The organism is uncultured Microscilla sp., assembly GCF_947493425.1.
GTDB lineage: Bacteria > Bacteroidota > Bacteroidia > Cytophagales > Microscillaceae > Microscilla.
On record NZ_CANLRP010000008.1, the window covers coordinates 50,459 to 72,720 of the forward strand.

Annotated in this window: 18 protein-coding genes; 5 read left to right on the plus strand and 13 right to left on the minus strand. The window is 40.7% G+C overall.

Translation table 11 applies throughout. The annotated features are described in order from the left end of the window. Positions 1–178 precede the first annotated feature (178 nt). Entirely contained in the window at positions 179–757 is a 579-nt protein-coding gene (locus Q0954_RS04240; protein WP_299454056.1) for a Maf family nucleotide pyrophosphatase, read from the plus strand. Here Q0954_RS04240 and Q0954_RS04245 read toward each other — a convergent pair. The 8 genes from Q0954_RS04245 to Q0954_RS04280 form a co-directional block, all read right to left on the minus strand. Next, complete coding sequence (locus Q0954_RS04245) at positions 754–2,001, minus strand: hypothetical protein (protein ID WP_299454058.1); 1,248 nt, start codon at positions 1,999–2,001, stop codon at positions 754–756. The genes Q0954_RS04240 and Q0954_RS04245 overlap by 4 nt on opposite strands. Before the next feature lie 275 nt (positions 2,002–2,276). Further along, the gene (locus Q0954_RS04250; RefSeq protein ID WP_299454061.1) at positions 2,277–2,948 is read right to left on the minus strand and encodes a hypothetical protein; all 672 of its coding nucleotides are present in this window, start codon (positions 2,946–2,948) and stop codon (positions 2,277–2,279) included. A gap of 42 nt (positions 2,949–2,990) precedes the next feature. Beyond that, positions 2,991–3,707, minus strand: coding sequence for a hypothetical protein (locus Q0954_RS04255; RefSeq protein WP_299454063.1), 717 nt, complete (start codon positions 3,705–3,707; stop codon positions 2,991–2,993). A gap of 545 nt (positions 3,708–4,252) precedes the next feature. Beyond that, positions 4,253–4,984 (minus strand): hypothetical protein, encoded by a 732-nt coding sequence (locus Q0954_RS04260; protein WP_299454066.1) that lies wholly within the window; start codon positions 4,982–4,984, stop codon positions 4,253–4,255. Positions 4,985–4,996: 12 nt separating this feature from the next. Then, positions 4,997–5,821 (minus strand): hypothetical protein, encoded by an 825-nt coding sequence (locus Q0954_RS04265; protein WP_299454068.1) that lies wholly within the window; start codon positions 5,819–5,821, stop codon positions 4,997–4,999. Between the two features lie 9 nt (positions 5,822–5,830). Beyond that, positions 5,831–6,592, minus strand: coding sequence for a hypothetical protein (locus Q0954_RS04270; protein ID WP_299454071.1), 762 nt, complete (start codon positions 6,590–6,592; stop codon positions 5,831–5,833). Between the two features lie 87 nt (positions 6,593–6,679). Next, the gene (gene smc / locus Q0954_RS04275; RefSeq protein WP_299454073.1) at positions 6,680–10,282 is read right to left on the minus strand and encodes a chromosome segregation protein SMC; all 3,603 of its coding nucleotides are present in this window, start codon (positions 10,280–10,282) and stop codon (positions 6,680–6,682) included. Between the two features lie 269 nt (positions 10,283–10,551). Then, positions 10,552–11,217 (minus strand): type 1 glutamine amidotransferase family protein, encoded by a 666-nt coding sequence (locus Q0954_RS04280; RefSeq protein WP_299454076.1) that lies wholly within the window; start codon positions 11,215–11,217, stop codon positions 10,552–10,554. 121 nt (positions 11,218–11,338) lie between these two features. On the opposite strand from Q0954_RS04280, the gene yaaA reads away from it, so the two are divergent. Beyond that, entirely contained in the window at positions 11,339–12,100 is a 762-nt protein-coding gene (yaaA, locus tag Q0954_RS04285; RefSeq protein WP_299454078.1) for a peroxide stress protein YaaA, read from the plus strand. Positions 12,101–12,383: 283 nt separating this feature from the next. Here yaaA and Q0954_RS04290 read toward each other — a convergent pair whose 3' ends face one another. Next, positions 12,384–13,142: a metallophosphoesterase family protein gene (locus Q0954_RS04290; RefSeq protein ID WP_299454081.1), complete on the minus strand. Its 759-nt coding sequence runs from the start codon at positions 13,140–13,142 to the stop codon at positions 12,384–12,386. Positions 13,143–13,249: 107 nt separating this feature from the next. Here Q0954_RS04290 and Q0954_RS04295 point away from each other — a divergent pair, with 107 nt between their 5' ends. Then, positions 13,250–14,275, plus strand: coding sequence for an ABC transporter ATP-binding protein (locus Q0954_RS04295; protein WP_299454084.1), 1,026 nt, complete (start codon positions 13,250–13,252; stop codon positions 14,273–14,275). A gap of 42 nt (positions 14,276–14,317) precedes the next feature. Here the strand turns inward: Q0954_RS04295 and Q0954_RS04300 are convergent, their stop codons facing one another. Further along, on the minus strand, positions 14,318–15,580 hold the full coding sequence (locus Q0954_RS04300) for a nucleotidyltransferase domain-containing protein (protein WP_299454086.1): 1,263 nt from the start codon (positions 15,578–15,580) through the stop codon (positions 14,318–14,320). A 109-nt stretch (positions 15,581–15,689) separates the two neighbouring features. Here Q0954_RS04300 and Q0954_RS04305 point away from each other — a divergent pair, with 109 nt between their 5' ends. Next, complete coding sequence (locus Q0954_RS04305; RefSeq protein ID WP_299454089.1) at positions 15,690–17,966, plus strand: OmpA family protein; 2,277 nt, start codon at positions 15,690–15,692, stop codon at positions 17,964–17,966. A gap of 167 nt (positions 17,967–18,133) precedes the next feature. On the opposite strand, the gene Q0954_RS04310 is transcribed toward Q0954_RS04305, so the two are convergent. After that, the gene (locus Q0954_RS04310) at positions 18,134–18,562 is read right to left on the minus strand and encodes a hypothetical protein (RefSeq protein ID WP_299454091.1); all 429 of its coding nucleotides are present in this window, start codon (positions 18,560–18,562) and stop codon (positions 18,134–18,136) included. A gap of 195 nt (positions 18,563–18,757) precedes the next feature. Between Q0954_RS04310 and Q0954_RS04315 the strand changes: the two genes are divergently transcribed. Beyond that, entirely contained in the window at positions 18,758–19,270 is a 513-nt protein-coding gene (locus Q0954_RS04315) for a hypothetical protein (protein ID WP_299454093.1), read from the plus strand. Here Q0954_RS04315 and Q0954_RS04320 read toward each other — a convergent pair. Beyond that, the gene (locus Q0954_RS04320; protein WP_299454096.1) at positions 19,267–21,135 is read right to left on the minus strand and encodes an ABC transporter ATP-binding protein; all 1,869 of its coding nucleotides are present in this window, start codon (positions 21,133–21,135) and stop codon (positions 19,267–19,269) included. The genes Q0954_RS04315 and Q0954_RS04320 overlap by 4 nt on opposite strands. A 165-nt stretch (positions 21,136–21,300) precedes the next feature. Next, the gene (hslV, locus tag Q0954_RS04325; protein ID WP_045112921.1) at positions 21,301–21,840 is read right to left on the minus strand and encodes an ATP-dependent protease subunit HslV; all 540 of its coding nucleotides are present in this window, start codon (positions 21,838–21,840) and stop codon (positions 21,301–21,303) included. Between the last annotated feature and the right edge of the window lie 422 nt (positions 21,841–22,262).

Here is a 22,262-nt window from a genome sequence, read left to right on the forward strand (position 1 = left end):
GCAAAGCACAAGGTTTCAGTCGGGCGTGGAGACACTGCCCTCTGAGGACAAGCTCGGAGCAGGCGAGGCGGAGATACTGATGAATATCGGTGCTTTTGGTCTAAGGGCTAAACACCAATAACGAAACCATGTAGGTGCTACCGACTCCGGACTAACAACTATCGACTAACTCACAAATATGATAAAAATTACTTTGGCTTCTGGTTCGCCTCGCCGCAGGGAGTTACTTGCGTCGTTGGGGGTTAACTTTGAGGTACGTACCAAACCTATAGATGAGTCGGTGGGCGATGCTCAACCACCACACGAGGCCGCCCAATACCTTGCGCGCCTTAAGGCTCAAGCTTTTGAGGATGATATTCTACCCAATGAGTTAATTATTACCGCCGATACGGTGGTGATTCATGGCGATAAAATATTGGGCAAACCCCAGGATAAGGCACACGCCCAACAAATGTTACTGGCGCTCTCTGGCGACACGCATGAGGTGGTGACGGGGGTTTGTATTTATTACCAACATAAGTATGAAGTTTTTGCCGAAACTACTCAGGTGGTGTTCAAACGTCTTACTACACAAGAGGTCAATTATTATATTGAACATTATCAACCGTTTGACAAGGCGGGGGCGTATGGTATTCAGGAGTGGATTGGAATGGTGGGCATTGAACGCATCGAGGGCGATTATTATAATGTGGTAGGCTTGCCTTTGCAAAAAGTATACGCCAGGCTTAAGGCAATAGCCCCTGAAATATGGGGCTAACCCAGCCCTCGGTTGTGAGCCACTACTTCTTCTAAAAATACTTGAATATGCAGTGCCTGAGGGTTTTTCTTAGGAATGATGGGCTCGTATTTTTTGTGCGGATACTCCAAGGTTGTCCAACACGGTTTGCCTTGTTGGTTCAATATTTTTATGCCTCGACGGGTTCTTTTTAAACCATATATTTCTTTGAGGGGGATGTGGATGTTGCGCAATCGTTGGTTATAGCTAAAGGCATACACGAGGTGCTCTTGGGTAATGTGGATGTGATGCAGGGCAAAACGTTGTTTGTTTTTGAAAAAAAGGTCTAAGGAATACACCAGGCCTAAGACTCCTGCCAACCCAAACATAGGGATACCAAAAAACGAAATGGCTCCGGCACTTGCACCTGCCACTCCTAACATTGCCCCTGTCCAGTCTAAAGGCAGGGTTCCTATTCCTTTCATCCCGGTTTGGGGTACAATAAAACGACGTTCATGCTTAATTTCGGCAATAGGGTTTGCCCAATGGTGTGCTTTGATAGAGGGCAAGTCGGGGTAGATATTGGGCTGGTGCTCGTTTACTGCTACTACTTGCTTCAAAAACTGGACAATGTTGCCATATTCTTCGGTGTTTTTGGGAACAAGCAATTGCCCTGCCTGACTACCTGCAGCATGGGTACTTTTGATCAACAAGCCTTGGGGGATTTCTTCTACAAAACCAATGTCTTTGAGTGCCACCATCAACTGATGGGCTTTGTCTCTAATATAACTAGACTCAATGGCAATGTCGTTGGTGGTTTTGCCAGCAAACAGGTTTACCAGCTTCATAATAATATACACCCCAAAGCCCAACTGAAAAAGGGTAAGCCAACCCTGCACTCCTGTAGGGATGATTCCTGCACCCAACGCAAAAAAATTAATGACCCAAATCCCACCCAAACCTACATAAAATTTGGCTTTAGGGTGTAAGCCTTTGGGCTTGTAAAAGTACTTGCCCAGGGGAATCGGTACAGACTTGAATTGTTGTTGGTTTGATAAAAACACCTCTTCTGCCAATGCCAAGGCTTTGTCTACACTTTTGGTCAGTTGGCGCTGGCGGGCTTCGTCTACCAGGCGGTCGTAGTGTTTCCAAAAGTGAGGGGGTTCGTTGAAACTCTCAGCGTTAAGGTCATCGTTAGCCAAGGGGTATTGTTGCCACAATTCATCTCCCTTTTGTGTCAGGTTGCTCTCAATAGCAGATAATTGATTTAAAGAAGCCTCTTCCATATTGAGTGTTGTTGTTGGGTGTATTCTTTTATATGCAACGATGCCAAACCTGTAAGTGTTTGTGGCAAGGAACAATTTATTAATGATTCAACAGATGTTTCCTTTGTTGGTAATTATAAGGAATGGTGTAAAAATAAATTTCTATAGTTTAATAAAATATTTTGTTGCTAGACACGGCAAAAAATCGGCTAATAGCAGCGCTATTCGGCTATTTTTTAACAAAGTATAGCCTCAAAAGATGAGGTTAAGAATGTAAATTTATTTTGGTACCATTCCTAAGTGGCCACCTCATATAAAAACAGTCGCAGGGCGGTATAACCTTTCATCTCTTGAGGCAATATTATTTCATAATTGTTGGTTTTATCTAAGTCTTGCCAACTTTCGGCTCCCCCTCGTCCTACCAGTTTTATTCCTTTTTTGTGTTGCAACAAGGCTTCTATTTGATTGTAAGGTACATATACAATGGCCTCTTTAATATTGTAACAGTACTGTAAACGATATACCAAACGCCGTACCTCAAGCCTCACCTGAATGTCTACTTTTCCTTCCAGTGAATTTTTGTCAGGAAAATAACCAATAACAATCACCCCAATGGCTAACATCGTACTGATAGACGCCCAATGAAAGTTAGCTAGCAATAAAACTATAGCAGTCGTTGCTAACACACCAAAAACTACCACCACAGCAGTGGAGGGTTCACCTTGTTCAATGTCGCTGTCTGCACAATCAAACTTGGGTACTTTTGTCCAGTATTTGGCAAGCAATTGAGCGACTTTATCTTCGGATTTTACGGGAGTACGCTCTACGGGTTCACTTTGTTCCGCTTTTGCCTCCTCAATTAGCCGTTCATAAGCCTTCCAAAAATCCTCATCAAAACGTTGGGGATTCTGACGTTGCCATTGTTGTTGCCATAAGGCATTGCTTGGTGGTTCTATTGGTTTATTCATTGTGTATCGTTTTTTTTGATCTACTTATTTTTTTATCATTTTTCAACGAGTTCTTTGTTGATGACTATGCCTCACCAACTCTTGCAAAAAGAACTTTATACGATTAAAATCGGCCATGTCTTTGTATAACAACACAGGGTAAAACACCCCTTTGGTATTACCTTGCCATGTTTCTTGCTTTTTATGTCCTACTATTCTTACCACTTCCCCTTCTTCTTGTAGTCCTGCTATCCAATCATAACGTATCTTGACAGTATTATAAGTCTTTGCCTGATCGCCTCTGAAATGATATACTAACTGATGTGGTTCAACGACAATTTTTATTTCCAAGGCTATCTTTTGGTCTGGCTTGTTACTCGCAGAGCTTAGCATTTTTATCAAGATGGCAATCATTGCCACTACCATGCACCCAACGGCAAGCTCCAAAACACCTGTGAATAAGGCAATTGCTCCCGTCGCCAACGCAAACAATGACGTAATTAAACTCAGAGAAACGCTACATCCCGCATTGTTCTCTGGTGTATGTCTTACATAATGTAATTCGGGTAACTTATTCTTATTCACCCAATATTTGGCAACAAGTCTTTTGGCGGTATGGTTTACAGGCACAGGGGCAATCACAGGTTTATTCCGGAACAACATCCTGGACTGTTCAATTAACGCCTCATAATCTGCCCAAAAATCCGGTATGTAGTTTCTGTATACTTGCCACATACCAGCTGCCTTGTTTTCTAACTCGTGCGGATTTATTTTTTTCATGAGGGCTATTTTATGGGCTACTTGTCTGATTCACCTTCATCACATCTTGTATAAAGTGTTTTACCCCATCAAAGTAGGCCACCTCATTACTAATAGTCAAATGAAAGTAGGGTTTATGGTGATTGTCGTACCAGGGTGTATCATTATCACACCAAATGGTCATTCTCCGCCTCGCCTGCTCCGAGCTTGTCCTCGGAGGGCAGTGTCCACACTGCCCGATCGAAACCGCAAACTTTGCAATTCTCAACAAAGTTGCTCATTTTTTATAAGAAAACCCTGCCAGTAGGAGTGAAAGCTAACAATTCATAATCTATCAAATGAATACGAATCAGCAGGCACTATTATAAAATCAATGATTCGAATATCTATGAGCCGTTACTTCCCCGAATACAAGTTCGGTTTACAACTCCGAGCTTGTATTCGGAGGATTTTCAACTTAACGCCAACAAAATAAGGCTGAGTCCAGCTGACGCAACCATTGTTACTCGACCTTTATAAAAAAACAAGTACCTTTCCTAATAGTATCTAATCACATACATTCTCGCTTAGGGGTTTAATTGACGGTTAGATTTTGCTACTGCTGATAAAAAATCATATATAGGTGGATGTTGGGCTATACCAGCCGGAATAACCACTTTGTTGTACGTTCTACCGGAAGCATCGTACCAAACCTGCCCTTGTGGGCTTACCAACTGTATGGTTTGACTCTGATTTTTTCTTACATTTATCACTGTAGCATAAGGCACTTGTACGGCAATTACATATTGCTTACTTGGGCTGTATGCTACTCGCTTGGTACACGTCAAACCATCAAGGGCAAAATCAAAACTGTAATACGCAGTATACTTTTTGCTTCTAAAACTTCTCCTAATGAACATTGCCAATATTGCTCCCAAGAGAAAAATCAAAAACTCTTTAAACAACAAGGCAATTAGGCTAAATAACATAACTCCAACAAACAACATCACCTTTAATAAAGTAAAGCACCCCCTTACACTTGCTCGCTTTCCTTCTATACAAGTAAAGCTCCGCTGATTGGGTAGGTATTGCCTTGTCAAATCTGCCCAAACCAAATAAGGGGCAACCATCCCCAAAGGTAAAGAAGCAGGTGCTTGCATCAACGCCTGTTGGTTTTGTTTTGCCTTTGCCAGTATGCTTTCATAATCTGCCCAAAAATCCGGTATGTAGTTTCTGTATACTTGCCACATACCAGCTGCTTTCTCTTCTAATTGATCTACATCTTTTTGATCTACATCTTTTTGATCTATATCTTTCAAGATGGTTTTATTTTATGGTTGTTTCATCCGGTTTGCATAATTTGCATTGATCACATCTCTTATAAAAGACGCCACTTGATTGAAAGCCACTATGCGTTGGTCAATCATCAGGTGAGAATGAGACTTACGGTCGCTGTCTACCCATTTCGTCCCACTTTTTGGCTGAATGCGCACCCCTTGTTCTTCAGTATATATATAGCCAATGGTTTTGTAAGGAATTTGTAACTGCCTTACCCGTGGTTTTAATTGGCTGTTTTGATATACTGCTTTTTTTTCATAAGTGATATAATCAGGCGAAAACTCATAACTATAGTAGAGGATAGGCACAGCTCGGCGGTCAGCAGAGTCTTTGACACTAAAAATAGTGATCAAAATAGCCACACAAATTATTGACACTAAGTAGTAAGCAAAGAAAAATGTAAGTACAGCCGTTAAGCTGATTAAAAAGAGTCCTAGCAGCTTTACCATATCAGCACAACCTTCTGGCGCTACCTGTCCTGGAGTCACCATTTCCTCGTGGTATTGTAGCTTCAAAGGCAGTTTGTCCCAATAGGGTACCATGAGCTTTACCCAAGGCAAATAAGCATGTTCGGCAGTAACAATTGTGGCTGTTTGCTGGGTTTGTGCTACGGCTACAGCTACAGGTGCAGTTGCTTGTACTTGTTGCTGCCTTAGTTGCCCCTGGCGGGCTTTTGCCAATAGTTGCTCATAGTCTGCCCAGAACACTTTTAAGCGTTGTTTTTTCCGGGTTGAGTGAAGTTGTGTCACTCCTTGAGCATATTCCCGCCATTTTTGCGCGGCTTGATGTTCTAGTTGATTCTGATGTACGTTTTCCATCTGCTTGTTTTATTGCTTACGTAAATAGTTGTACGACACTATATCACTGATAAAGGACAATACCTCGTTAAAGGCACTAAAACCTGAAGGTACCTTTAACTCTATGATTTGCCCTTGTTCTCTGCCCGATACCAGAAAACCATCCTCAACTCTCCACATATTCTGTACGTTTTCGTATTTCAATTCCCTCGTTACTTGTCTATTTGTGTGGTCTACCTCTGTCACTTTTAGCGCATAATGGTTTAACGAAATAAAGACTGTTTTTTGGGGAGGTTTATCGTAGTCATAGTCATAGTCATTGGCATCGTGTAGTTGGGTAGGTTTCTCTACCCACCACCACAACACCAATGCAGTAACCGTAGGCAATGTAAATATAAGCGCCTGAAAGAAACCCGTAAAAGCAGCTATTAAAGACCCCACCACCAGCCCTCCTGTCAACAGCATAACCACACACCCTCTTAAAACAATTTCTCCTGCATTGACAGTTTTATTGTCATAAAAGATTCTTTTTGCCTCAAAAGGCGTATGCCAGGATTGATAAAACCTGGTCATCAACACATCTTGTATACATAAGGTAGTAGGCTGTGTTTCCTGAGTATTTAAAGAGAAGTCCTTTTGAGCGCTCACCGCTTGTCTTTGCTGAATCAAGGGTTCATAAGTTGCCCAAAATTGAGCTTCAAAAGTGTTGGAAAGGGGCAAATCTGTTTTGACTTGTTGCCAATAGCTTTGCCATAGTTGCTTTGCCTGACCGTTTAGTTCAGCATATGTCATCTGTTGTGGCATTAGTTTGATACTTATATAACCACATAAACGAGAAAAAAGCGAGGCAGGTTGAGAAAAAAAACGGGATATACTTTACTAATCTAACCCACGCAAATCTACTGGTACTACAGTAGACACTCCCTGCTCACGCATGGTTACACCATACATTAGGTCGGTGCTTGCCATGGTGCGCTTGTTGTGGGTAACAATGATAAACTGGGAGTCTTTGGAGAAGGTCTTGATGATTTGGTTAAATTTCTCAGTATTGGCGTCATCCAGTGGGGCGTCTACCTCATCGAAAATACAAAAAGGCGCTGGCTTGAGCAAATACAAAGCAAACAACAACGAAGTGGCAGTGAGGGTCTTTTCTCCTCCCGATAGCTGGTTAATGGTCAGTGGGCGCTTGCCCTTGGGTTTGGCAATAATGTCTATTTTTGACTCTAGAGGGTTTTCCGGATCGGTCAAAATCAAGTCAGCCGTGTCTTCTTCTGAAAACAAAGAACGAAACACCGTCAAAAAGTTAGACCTGATTTTGTCAAAAGCTTCCATAAAAGCATTTTTGGCGTATTCCTCGGTTTCAGCAATGGTTTGCAACAACGACTCTTTTGACTTGAGCAAATCTTCTTTTTGCTCTACAATAAAATCACGCCTTTCTTTAGATTCTTGATACTGATCCATTGCCATAGGATTAATAGTACCAATTTTTTCAAGCTTGCGCTTAATCGTTTCTACCTCTGCCTGCAGCTCTACTTCGCTCAATTGCTCACCTTCTTTGTCTTCTTGGGGTTCGTCTTCGTCAGTAGCCAACATCAACTGGTCTATATCTACCTGAAACTCTGCCGAAAGGCGTTCACTTATACTGGTAAGGTTAATTTTAGTTTCGTGAATTTTATTCTGCAACTCATTCAAAATCACGCTCAATGATTCTTTACGGCGTTGCAATTCACGCAACTCTTTGTCAAGGTCATTGACCAACTTGCGAATGTCATAGTATTCTTTTTCGGCAGCTTTTACCTCTTCGCTATAGGGCGCTGTTTTTTCCTGAAGTTCTTCAATCAATGCATCTTGCGACTCCTGGCTGTCTAACAACTGCCCCGCTTCTACCTCTACTTGTACCAACTCTTGACGGTACTTTACCAGGCGATTTTCCAAGGTAGTCAACGTTTGTTGCTTGTAGCCAATTTCCTGATCAATGGTGGCAAGTTTGTTTTGTTGTTGATGAAAAGCAATGTTTTGCTGATTATAGCGCGACGACTTAAGTTGCAAGCCTTCGTTTTCGGCAAGCAATTGCTCCTTGAGGTTTTCTACCTCATAAGCGAGGTCTTCCAATACAGTTTTTTGATGATTGGTTTGGGGCAACAGCTCTCCTATTTCTTCCTGAAGGAGTGCCACCTTTTCGGTAATTTCTTCTTGAGCCTGCCTGTTTTTCTCTTGCAAATTGGTCAACTGCTCACGCTTGGTGCGCAGCGAAATCACTATTCCTTCACTATGGCTTGCTTCTTTTTGGCTTTCTTTGATGGCATTTCTAAAAGTTTGGTCTTGCTTTCGTTGCTGCAGGTCATTCTGCTGAAAAGAGAGTTGCGCGTCAATGTCTTCTACTTCTTGCTGCAACGATGCTATCTCTAAAGAAAGCTTTTCAAGGTTTTTTACCCGCCCAATGCGCTTGCCCTCAAAAGCTCCCACTGACCCACCTGCTGCCGCAGGATGGCGCCTTACAAATTCTCCGTTTAACGATACCACATTTACATTCAAGGTAACATCATTCAATACCGCAGGCAATGGTTGATCAGTCAGGGGCAAAAGCACCTCGTTCTCTACAATCCATACATTGGCCAATAAGTGCTCAAACAAAGGACGAAAACGAGTATCAAACTCTGCAATATCCAGGGCACACACCGCATTTGTCAAATCGGTGGGTTGCGTTGCTTTTGTAGCTTGAGGCAACAGATGATCAAGGATAAAAAAGTTGGCTTTACCTTTTTCGCTTTCGCTTAACAACCTGATTGCCTCATAAGCTTCAGCTGCATTTTGTACAATGTAATAGTTAAGGAATGGCTCAAGGTAATTTTCTATAGCTACCAGGTACTGAGGGTCACGCGTAGTAATAATATCAGACAACAAATAAGGCGTATTGTTGGTCCATTGGGCACTATTTTTTTTCAAAAACTTCAGTGCCTCCGGAAACCCCTCCATATTGTCAATCAACGACTTGGTAAGCTTATACTCATTTTGTTTGGCGTCCAGTGCCCGGTTTTTGGCTGACAACTTTACCCTAATACCTTCTACATTTTCTTCCAATGTGCTCACTTCAGCCCGTCGTTGCTCTTCTTTTTGTTGCCAGTCGGCAAGGCGAAGCTTTACCTCTGCCAAATCTTTTTCTATTTGAGTCAATTCCAATTCATAGCGTTGCAACTCTTCATTTTGCTGGCTATCGGCATTGGCTACTTTTTCAAGCGCTTGCTTTGCCGATGAAAGTTGACTTTGCTTAATTTCATAATCTTTATTCAGCTGAAAAGCCTCTTGCTCCTTCTGCTTAAAGAAGGCTTCTTTGTTCGTGGCCAGTTGTTGCACTTCAGCAGTTTTTTCTTTTTGCTCATCCAGACCTTCCTTGTAGTTTTGCAGCTCCATTTCGAGCTCTTGCCACATTTTTTCGGCAGAACCCCGCTGGGCTTCCAACTGTAGCAAACTTTGGTACACTGTATCTTTATTTTCGGTATCCTGGGCAATCTGGTCTTTGAGCGTGGTGGTTTTTTCGGTGGAGAAGCTTAACCTTTCATCTTTCAGTTTTTTCTCGTTTTCGAGGTGGCGCAACTGCCCCAAATGGTTATTGAGTTTTTTTTGTTTTGCCGAATAGTGTTGTTCATACTGGAGTACCTCTTGTTTTTTTTGCTCCAAAGTATGCTCTTTGGTAGCCAAGGCTCGTTGAATTTCGTCTTTTTTGGCAGTCTCGGTTTCCAGTTTGTCATTCAGCAACAAAAAAGCATCTCTTTCTCGCTTGATGCGCGTAGAAGCATACGAAATACTGGCTTTTTTGTATTGTTCTTTGAGCCTAAAAAAACGCTCGGCTTGTTTGGCTTGTCGCTCCAGCGAATTAAGGTTTTTCTCTATTTCTGCCAACAGGTCATTTACCCGATGAAGGTCTTTGTCTACCCCGTCCAAACGGTTCAGGGCTTGTTTTTTGCGGTTTTTATACTTCGATACCCCTGCCGCTTTTTCAAACAAACTACGGCGGGCGTTCTCTTTATCGTTGAGTATTTCGTCTACCTTCTTTAGCTCTATAATGGCATAACTGTCAGAACCAATTCCAGTGTCTAAAAACAAATCCTGAATATCTTTCAAACGACAAGGTACGTAGTTGATCATGTACTCGCTGTCGCCACTGCGGTGATAACGGCGGGTAATAGTTACTTGCGAATATTCAGGAGGCAAAATATGTTTGTTATTATCAAAGGTAAGCGAAACCTCTGCAGTACGCCCTTGTCCACGGGCACGGGTACCATTAAAAATCACATTGCTCATTTTATCTGAGCGCAGGTTTTTGGTGCGTTGCTCTCCCAATACCCAGCGAATAGCATCTACTACATTAGATTTACCACAACCATTGGGACCAACGATTCCGGTCACCCCTGTGGTAAAGTCTATATGAACTTTATCGCCAAAACTCTTGAACCCCTTTATTTCCAGTTTTTTTAATAACATTGCTACTATTCCGCCTTGTAAGTGCCTTTTTGCTTTTTTAGAGAACAGCAAATATAAAGATTAATTCGTTTTTTGATGAGATGTTTTTAAGAGTATGTTTAAAATTTCGTGTTTAGGGCAATTATCTTGATAAAAGTAATTGAAATAAGGCAAAACAAAACCTGACACACACATCTGTATCAGGTTTGGAGGTATATACAATAAGGTTTTGTCAAATACCCAGTGAAGCCAATGTTAGCTAAAACTCAAAATGTTTCCATCACCTTGCCTTACTCCTGCCAAACACCATTTTTAAATAATTGATACCACTGCTCGGTCTCAATATCACTATACAAATTCAGTTTTTTAAATACCTCTCGTGCAAATTCAATGGGGGCGATGCCATTAGCAGTTATAATATTTTGGTCGGCTGCAGCCAAAGTATTTAGATAGTATTTTTCACCCAAATATTGTGGGGCAACTCCCTTTAGGTATTGTAAATCATTGCTGGTATGTTGCAACTTATCCAAAAAGCCTTTTTGCCCTAAATAAGCCGATGCAGCACAAATGGCAGCAATGGTTTTGCCTTGTTCAAAAAGTTCCATTACTAATTGATCCAGCACGTTGTTCTCTCCCTTTTCCCAGGCAGTCCCCCCAGGCAAAATTAAAAGATCAATCTCGCTTGTATTCACTTGCTCAAGCGCAACATCAGGCACTACCTTCATCCTTCCCATCGAGTGTACAGTTTGCCCCTGAGTTGAAAAGTACAAGAGTTCACAAGCTTTGCTTTTGTTGATTTCTGGGGTAAGATAGGCAATTTCCCAATCAGAAAATCCATCAAACAGAAATACGTATGCTCTTTTTTTTACAGGCTGATTCATTTTATTTTTTCTAAAATTATTGCTGTCTATCACCTGCAATATAGTGGAGTTTTGAGCAAAAACATAAGCTGGCATTAGCAGTCAAACAATTTGGGTTACATAGAGTTTACCAATCTGCTGATTGATAAGAAATATAAAGCTTTATTTTTTTTGTCAATGGGCTACTCTATTTTTGAAAAAAAAGTAATAAACCTGTATGAAAATAGTTGTATCTCCTGCCAAATCATTGGACTTTGAAACGGCACTGCCCACCCAAAAATACACCCAGGCGGTCTTTTTGGCTCAAGCTGAAAAACTGAACACCGTACTCAAGAAAAAATCGCCGGCTAAACTCACTGAACTAATGGGCATTAGCGACAACCTGGCACAACTCAACTGGCAACGCAACCAAGACTGGGCGCTCCCATTTACTCCTAAAAATGCCCGTCAAGCTGTATATGCGTTCAACGGTGATGTATATACGGGCTTAGATGCTTATGCTATTCCCGAAGAAAAACTAGAAGCACTAGAAGATAAACTCAGAATACTATCAGGGCTTTATGGCATACTTAAGCCACTGGATTTGATTCGACCTTACAGACTAGAAATGGGTACCAAACTTAAAGTAGGCAATAAAGCCAACCTATACGAGTTTTGGAAAAAGTCAATCACTGCACAACTCAATAAGGAATTAATCGAGGGAGAATTATTTGTGAACCTTGCCAGCAATGAATATTTTAAGGCAATAGACAAAAAAGCGCTCAAAGTACCCATAGTTACACCGCAGTTTAAAGACTGGAAAAATGATCAACTCAAAATGATTAGTTTTTTTGCCAAAAAGGCCAGGGGAATGATGGTGCGTTACATTGTAGACACGGGTGCAGAAACCATCGAAGATTTGAAAGGGTTCAATTACGATGGCTATGGCTTTAGCGAACAGCATAGCACCAAACCCAACGAGTTGGTTTTTGTGAGGTAATTTTAGCCTGTTTTAAAATGCCTCAGGTCAGCACTGCAGATGAGTTTATGGTAAAACAACCTTTACCTACAATCTTTTTTAAAAAATCACCAAGGCAAATAATCGCTTTTGCAGCTTTTTAAAGGCATTTTACGCAAAAATTGGCATTTAAACACCCAGATATAAAGTTTTTTTCAAAACTTAAAAACATTTTTCATTAACGAAAAGTTACCGATTTGTGCTTATCCTAAATGGTGAGTCCCGGTGGTTATCTTGATTATAACTTCCCGGGGCTTATTTTTTGTTAACCCATGTCCTCCAATCGCTCTTGCATCAACACCTCAAAAGTATCAAGATTGAGCGCACATAACCTGCCCAAATCGTTATCCGAAAACTTACCCCTGGAAGCTCCCCCAAACACACAACCATTGTCTATAGGTAATATCAAGGCTTTATTTTTAGCTTTGGATATAATGTCTTCAATACTATTGGGGGTATGCCCATGTATTATGCGCTTGGGTTGGTCTAGCATAGCCAATATTTGCAAATCTGACAGCCTTGGCGGAAACTGTCTAATCCAAAGCATCGCCTCCCACTCCTCGAAAGGCTCCTCTTCGCCAAAATCAAATCCAGCATGCACCAAATAAAAATCGCCAGTGTCTATATAATAAGGCAAACCTCTGATAAATTCGAGGTAACGTAAATTTATTTCGCCCATTTCGTTGAGCAAGTCAGGGGTTTTCTTAAACTTGGTCATTACTACCTCAAATCGTTTTTTGTCATGCATTTCGTAGTCACTCAACAAGGTTTGTTCGTGGTTGCCCCGCAAGGCATACACTGGATACCCTTTAGCTTGCAAGTCTATAATAAAATCTATTACTCCGGCACTGGCAGGTCCTCGATCTATATAATCACCCAAAAAAAACAATTGATCTTCGGGTTGCAGTTTAATATGCTGCCACACCAACGCTTTCAACGTTTGCAAACACCCATGTACATCACTTATGGCAAACCTGCGCCCATAAGGTGGTGCAGGTATTTTCAAAAATTTTGGAGCCTCCATACAGTTATCACATTATTTTTATACAATATTTTTTCATTCCTACGCAAATTAACCCACAGAGTAGTAAGTTTGTCCCCTCTTTACTCATAGGAAATTGACAGGTCACTATGGCAAATATTATCTTACACACAGATCAACTTAGTAAAACATTTGTCCAAAATGCTGAAGCTGCTGTTCATCAGGTTTCGCTACAGGTAACCCAAGGCGAGGTACTGGCGTTGACTGGACCCAGTGGCGCTGGTAAAACTACCCTATTGAGGTTATTGGCAGGCTTGATGTTGCCAAACCAAGGTACAATCTATTATAAAGATGAGTTGGTTAATGAGTATGCCGAAGAGTTGGTACCTGGACACCCTGATATACACTTGGTTTTTCAGGATTTTAAGCTTTTTCCTCACCATACCGTTGGCGAGAATATCAATTACCAGTTAAGGTATTATGACCACACTACCCAGCAACAAAGAACAGAAGAACTTCTCCAGACTTTTCATTTGCAGGCTTTCGTCAAAAAATACCCCAGAGAACTATCGGGTGGTCAACAACAGAGAGTTGCTTTGGCAAAGGCACTGTCTGCAGAACCAGAAATACTACTTTTGGATGAGCCTTTTAGCCAAATAGATGGCATACTAAAACAAGAAATAAAGCAAGCGCTCAAGCAATTGGTCAAACGCTACAATACCACCCTTGTTTTTGTCACACACGACACCCGCGATGCCTTGTCGTTTGCTGATAAGGTAGCCCTGATGCAAGGTGGGCAATTGATCCAAACCGCTTCTCCTGAAGACATTTACCAAAAACCAACCAACCAGTTTGTCGCTCGCTTTTTTGGACTTTGCAATGTGTTTAGCAGTCAATTGTTGCCCAAAGGCTTCATCAAAAACCATAATGTAGACCAAATAGTCTGTGTTCGCCCAGAACAATTGAAAGTAACCAAAGCCAAAAAAGCGCACCTCAGTGGTCAAGTAATTCAACAACAATTCATGGGAAACCATTATTTGCTTCAGGTACAAAGCAACAATGGACTGAACCTGTGGGTGTATTCGCTCGCCTCTTTGAAACCTGGCACCACCATCTATCTAAGTATTACTGATTGGTGGGTTTTGTCTAAGGAGCCCTTGGTCAAAAAGAAGTGAGGAAAAGCCTTCTGCAATGGTGCCGCAAGAAGGCTTTGATCATTATTTGTCTGCTGTGCCCTCTTCACCTTTAGAAGCTTCCTTGGACGACTCTTCTGTTGTAGGTTCCTTGGCTTCCACTTTGGTTGTTATTGGTGTAGGCTGAGGTTGGGCAGATGCTGCTTCTTTAGATTTAGTGGCTGCCTTCTCCCTTACCAGGTCTTGGGCCGTTTTGGTAGGCGAAACTGGAGACTTTCCACCTTTGCCTATAGCATAAAACTCTTCCCTGATTTCTACCAATACTTTTTCCAAGCCTGCTACATCAGGTGTATCAGGTAAATCAGCTTTGGCGTATAAATCGTCTAAGTTATTGGCTCTCTCTTCGGCTTGTTTTACCAAATCATCATATTCAAATTCACCTTTTTTAATCTTAAGTAAGAACTCCCGATCGGGTCGTCTTACAATCAACCTGCCCTCTTTGGCTATTTCTTCTGCCATAGTGAGCAATCTAAAAGTATGCATGAGGTTTTTGGCGTCATAGTTTTTGCCATGTTCAAGTGTCCCTTGATAACGTGCATCGTTGCGCTCTTCTACCCACTGCCAATATTCTTTATAATCTTTGCAATACGACGAATACCCGTCATTATTGAATGACATATAACTCACCACCTTTTCGCCTTTGGGTATTGAACTCAAAATCACATCATTGGCATTCTCTTTTTGCATCACTCCCCGATACCCCATTTGGCTGGAAGGGTCATAATACACGGCATACATATTGCGCATGTGAGGAATATTCACCAAACCGCATTGTTCTTGGGCAAAACCTCTTAACTTGAGCCACTTACGCAAAGGAATGCTTCCTTGCTCGTATACAATGTAGCAAAAATCAAGAATTGTTTTGCGGTCTGGCGACATAGGGTTTACGATCTTTTTATTTAAACCTCTGGCTTTCTTTATCTGAGACATTGCATAGTTGCCATAAGTATTACGACAAAGTTTAGATAGAACTTGCACTTGTTTGATTTTGGCAAACAATGGGTGCTCATAAATCAAACAATCGGTCGGAATATAGAGTAACTCTAAAATATTGGGGTTATTTTTTGCCAAAAGCTCTATAAAGCGCTTGAGCTCATAATAAGTTATATCGTTCGATTCGTTATTAACCTGTGGAGTATACTCCATACCGTACAATGTTTTTTTGGGCAATATAAAAACCCCACGAATGTCGGTATCTGAGTGTGTACCATCTAGTCCATAAGCTTTACTGCCACTGATACTATCCAGCAATAACAGGTGGTTTTCTTTCAAATATGCTGTATCCATTAGCATTGATTAAATAAAGTATTTTGTATATTTTTGTATACTATCATTAAATAACTTGGCAATTAATTTTGTTTGATTTTAGGGTATTAAACCAAGGCAACAATCCATTATGAAAACATTCAATTCCATTCATCTACTCCTGCAAAAAAACTGGCTAATTTTATTGTTTTGTTGCTGTGCACCAGGCTTATTAAACGCCCAAACAGATGTAAAACCTAAAAACAACACCACAACCGTACATGGCGATACCACCAAGCCTGCGAAAGATATGACTTTTTATGCAAAAAGAATCCAGGGTTTGGTGCAAAAGTTCGAAACCAAGGCCGAACTAGGGGCTTTCTTTATTCAAATTGTTCAATCACTCTCCAAACAAGAAGCCAATAATTTTTTTAAACGTTTTGAACGTTCAGGAGAACTTGCCAAAAGGCTGTTCCCTAAAAACTCCGGTGAAATTGCTTCAGGTAGCATAAAAGACCCCAATTTAAAAACTTATGGAAAAACCATCAAGAAGACATTACGCAAAGCATCGGAAAAAATAGAAATGGGAGTATTCTTTTTGCAGCTAATGCAAGCTTCTTATAAAAAGGATGCCAAGGGTTTTTTAAAGAAAATTTATAAAAACAACCCCTCTCTAATATCTCTTAATGAACTTTTTCTTGCCGAGATCAACCATTACAACAATAACCTGGACACGGCAATGCATTACTACCAAAAGGCCTTTAGAAAATTTACCAAAATTAAAGAGGACTCTATACGAATTATAGAAAATAAAATGGCAGTAAAAGACCTCAAAGATATTGTAAGGTCAAAAATGCAGGAATGTTACAATGCCATTCAACATACTCAAAACGCCTATAGCCGACCTATTAACAACTTAGGCAAGGCTATCAATAGCGAATATGACGAATATGCGCCTATTATTTCGGCAGATGAGTCTACCCTTATTTTTACCTCAAGACGCCCTAATACCACTGGGGGAAAGCGAGATAGCAATGACAGTTTATTTCACGAAGACATTTACATCTCATACAAGTCTAAGGGCTATTGGAGCGCACCCGAAAAAATCAAAGATTTTAACACCTCTACCCATGAGTCGGGGGTGGCGCTATCGCCCGATGGCAAACAACTTTTTACCTACCGCGACAACCGAGGAGGCAACCTCTATGTGTCTGACCTTAAGGCAGACTATACCTGGTCTAAACCTCGCTCTTTGGGCAAGCATGTCAATACCATTTACCATGAACCATCGGTGACAATTTCGGCAGATGGTAAAACATTATTTTTCTCTAGCGACCGACCAGGAGGGCAAGGAGGACTAGACATTTATAAAAGTGAAAAGGGTGCCAATGGCAAATGGGGCAAAGCTGTCAACCTGGGACCTAACATTAATACTGAACAAGATGAGGACTCCCCGTTTATTCATATAGATGGTAAAACCTTGTTTTTTAGTTCACGGGGACATCGAGGAGACTCAAGTCGCTATGACTATGATATTTACCAAACCAGTTTTGAAAACGATGAATGGTCTAAACCAAAAAATATGGGGTATCCTATCAACACCATACGCGATGACATTCACTTTGTGCTTTCGGGTGATTATCGTCGTGGGTATTATTCGTCGATAAAAGGGGAAGGCTCTAACAAACACGATATTTATGTAATTTCTTTGCCTAAGTATAACATCAACAAAGTAAATGAAATTGGTTTTCAGGTGGCAGTTAAAATATTACCCATTAAATTTTTGCCAAGTTCTAAAACTGAACGTTCTATTGTGATGCTGCGAGGGGCGGTAACTGATGAGGTGTCTAAAAAACTGATAGACGCCAAAATGAAACTGATTGATGTAGAAACCAACAAAGTAGTAGACGAGTTTAACTCGGTCAATCCATCGGGGGCATACTCTACCACAATGGAAGCGGGTAAAAAATACCTGTTGTATGTGCAAAAGACCGGGTATATGTTTTATTCTACCTATTTTGATATTCCGGCAAATAGCAAGTCGAGTGAAAAAATATTGAATATTAAACTCAAAAAACTAGCAACTACTACCCCTTCCGATTTTCGTATTTACTTTAAATTTGGCAGCCGGAAAATAGAAAAATATTGCCATCCATCGCTTGACAAACTGGTAAATTTTCTGGAAACCAACCCTAAGGTAAAAGTAGAACTTGCGGGGTACAGCGATGAGTTGGGAAGCAAAAAAGGAAATGTGGGACTATCGGAAGATAGAGCAAAGGCAGTAGTAGATTACCTCATTGAGAAAGGCATTGACTTCTCACGACTTACCTATAAGGGTTACGGCAAGGTATCGCCTAAGCACCCTAACAAAACCAAACACGGAAGAATACTCAATCGCAGGGTAGAATGTAAAGTAGTAGGATATTAGTGAAATTACTTTGTAGGCCAATGTATACCGATGCAGCAAGCTGCATGTTGAGTTTTCTGGTATAAACAAAAACTGACAATTTGTACTTGGTTTGCAGCTGATAAGACCACCTGTATTGATCAATATATATGAGGTAATTTGTAATACAATCACCTTACAAACTGGCTTTAATATATATCTTTTCCGGTTAATTTTAGCTCTAGTTCATCTGCCACAGTAGCCGCTTCTATCACCATATTACGTAGTTGTTCGTCGGTACAAACATCATACTGTACAGATGCCACCAGTTCTACAAACTCTGCTTCGATAATGGCTATTTTGGTATAGCACAACTCATAATTTATCTCAAGCAAGTGTTTAAAATCAATATTGCCGTACTCGGATAAACGACAAACCGAAGAAGTAAATGTAAGCATCATCTCTCCCTTTTTTTCGGCAATTAACACTTTCACCCCCTGAAAACGTCCTTTTTGTAAAGGAATAGTAATAATAATGGTATTGTCTGAATACTCAATATAACTTGCCTTTAGTTCTTTTGCCAATTCCTGTAAATAGCCTCGAACATTCCGGTTTTCTACTGCATTTGTTATTGCCATAAATGTTTTTACCAAGTAATTTTTTATATAGAATATCAATATAGCAAAATTAGTGAGAGCATACAACCTTGCTACATTACTCCAAATCATCTCTGGAATTATTTTGATGTATAAAGAGTTATAATTATTCTTACAACGATCTAACACCTTAGTGTGTATAAGGATCGATTTTTCACATAACAAAATTCATATGATATGTTGGCAAACCTTGTTCTGGCGGTTTTTTGGGCGGTTTTTATCATATATATTGGCTCTAATATTTACCTCAATATACTTGCAGAATATAAAAATACCCCACGTCGACGTATTCGGAGGTATTACCAGGAGCTAGAGCAAGCCGCTAATTATGGCGAAGCCGCTCTGCAGGTACCTTTTCAAAACTTGCTTTATGACTACGCCAAAGAATATGGGCTTAAACTACACCTAACCAGGCTCGCTCCACCTACCGATGCTCCACCCAACCCTTTACACAAAATTACAGGGCAATGGGAAAGCATCAGCTTGTTTGCCGACTTAAGCCATGAAGTAAACCAACGCATGATGGCAGGGTATCCCAGGCAAAATATTTTATTTGAAAATACCCATACTGCTCTATTGGTTCAAAACGGTCAAAAGGTAGCTTATATAGACATGAATGACTGGAAAAAACTCCACCAATTACTACTCAAATTTGTCCAGTTCAACCCTCATCAAAAAAATAAAAATTAACGATACCCCTTTGCCTGAAGGTTAAACAACTCTGCATAGTAGCCGTCTTGTGCCAGTAACTCTTCGTGAGAACCCAGCTCTACCCGTTGCCCTTGTTTGAGTACCATGATACGATCTGCCATCCTTACGGTTGAAAAACGATGAGAAATCAACACCGCACTTTTGCCTTGGGTCAATGCGGCAAATCGTTGAAATACCTCATACTCTGCCCTGGCATCCAATGCCGATGTAGGCTCGTCTAATACAATCAGCTGGGCATCTCGCATATATGCTCTGCTCAACGCTATTTTTTGCCACTCACCCCCCGAAAGCTCCACACCATTGGCAAAACGACGCCCCAACATTTGACCATAACCATCTGGCAGTTTTTCTATCACTTTATCTGCCAGGCTTTGTTCTGCTGCATGTATAATCTTAGGGGGCTCTTCTCTCTCATCTATTTTACCAATGGCAATGTTTTCTGATACATTCATCTGAAATTTTACATAATCTTGAAAAATCACCCCAATTAACTGGCGCAAGGCAGTCAAATCATACTCTTTCAAGTCATACCCATCCAGCAAAATACGCCCTTCGGTAGGGTCATACAAACGAGTAAGTAATTTAATCAAAGTAGTTTTACCAGCGCCATTCTCTCCCACTAATGCAAGTTTTTCACCCGCTTTCAATGTAAATGAAATATTTTTCACTGCCCACTGATTGGTGTTAGGGTATTTAAAGCTTACATTTTCAAACACAAAGCCTTCCTGTATTTTCTCAGGGATAGGGCGCGATTGGGCAGGCGAAAGAATCAACGGTTTTATGTCAAAAAAATCAAACAAATCCTGAAGGTATAATGCCTGCTGAGCAATGCTGGAAAAGTCTGACAATATTTTTTGGGTAAGTTCTCTTAGGCGATTAAACGATCCGGCAAGAAACGTAAGTGTTCCGATAGATAATGTACCCTGAACAGTTTGGAACACAATCAAAGCATAAGCAACATAATAACCCACACTTCCCAAGGCATTGAACAAACCTCCCCATATAGCCCTTCGCACAGCAAGTTTCCGATTGGCGTAGTAGTACTCATAAGCCAACAACTTAAACCTTGAAGTTAAAAAATCAGACAAGCCAAAAATCTTGACTTCTTTAGCGGTTTCATCACTGGCACCTACATAGCGTAGGTAATCTAACTCTCGCCGTTCAGGAGTCCAGTTAAGGCTTAGAGAATATTTGGAACGGTTAAAGTAGGTTTCGCTCAAAAAAGCTGGAATTACAGAAATCACCAGCAATAAAATTAACCAAGGATTAAAAAACATCAGTCCTGCCCCCAAAAACAACATAGTGATAATACCTTGTGCCTGGCTCAGTATCAATGAAAGCAACACTACTCTAGTAGTAGTTTGGCGACGGGCACGTTCCAGTTTATCATAAAACTCGGAGTCTTCAAACTGGGGTAAGTCTAACCGAGCGGCTTGCTCCATTAACTTTATAGAAGTTTCATTATTAAACAAATCGCCCAGCAAAGCATCCAACAAGGTAATCCCTCTCTTCAACAGATCAGCCAGTACTGCCAACCCTAACTCTACCAGTATCCATTGCCATAGTTCTGGGGTTTGGTGCCAGTGTTGAATATTGCCTGCTTTGTACAACACTACAATGATGTCCATAATCATCTTGCCTACATACAACATTGCCAAAGGCAAACCTGACGCAAGCAAGCGTAACAGAATATTGGTAAAAGTCAATGTTTTGTTCGTTTCCCATATCAGCCTAAAAAACTTAGGAAGGTTCTTAAAGGCTTTTAAGTTCTCTCTAAAGGAGGTTTTAGGGGGATTGCTACGCCGTCGTCGGGACATTTTTGGCGCAAATTCGGCTAATGACATAATAGTGTTTTGAGTAAAAAGAATAAGATAGTGTTGTTGCTTTTATCTATGGGGCTAAACAACTCAATGCATTGATTAAAAAGTAATGGTAAAAAGTAGAGGGAGGGTCAATAAAAAGGTTACCAACAAACCATGTTAAAACGTTTACTGATAACCTTTAAAACTTTACAGCTTTTCTAGGATAATATTATGGTTGGTGTAAATGCAAATGTCAGCCGCTATGTGCAAACTTTCTTTCACCATTTCTTCGGCAGTCATTTGAGTTGAGTGTTTTTTCAAGGCAGTGGCGGCCGACTGAGCATACATGCTACCCGAACCAATAGAAGCAATACCATTGTCAGGCTCAAGCACATCACCTGTTCCCGAAATCACCAAAACCTCGTCTTTCGATGCAGTAATCAACATCGCCTCAAGGCGTCTCAAATAACGATCGGTACGCCAATCTTTAGCAAGCTCTATGGCGGCACGTTTCATATTTTTACCATAAGCATTTAGTTTTTCATCAAACCGCTCAATCAAAGTAAAAGCATCGGCAGTTGACCCGGCAAAACCTGCCAAAATATTACCATCAGATAGTTTCCTTATTTTACGTACATTGCTTTTGGCTACAGTATTGCCCATGGTAGCTTGTCCATCGGCACCTATAGCCACCTCACCATTATGCACTATAGCCAATACTGTAGTAGCGTGAATCTTTTGCATCATAAATCAAATATTTCTAAAAATGAATAACTAAAATCAATCTCTTTGTTACACCCATCAAGGCGTTTTGATCAATCCACTCACTTACATTCAATTCCTCTACCCTTGGATCGATGCTAAGCATTGAACAATCCTAAAGCCAAAACACAATCTCTGCCAGAACGTCAGGTAAACAACCTCTATAAGAACATTCGTTCCCCTCCTTCGTTCATACCATAAAAGTTGGCGCTTTCTACCAACAAAAGTGCTGACCACCAAAGAGTCTCAAATTAGTAAAATAACAGATTTGAGACTCAAAAACAGCACAACAATTTAATAACAACCAATCTTTTGTTTGGCAAAGATGTTGTTTATATTTTTGGCAAAATAGTGTGTTTCAAAAGTTTTTGCAGATTATTTTTAGCATATCAATATAGAACTTGTTT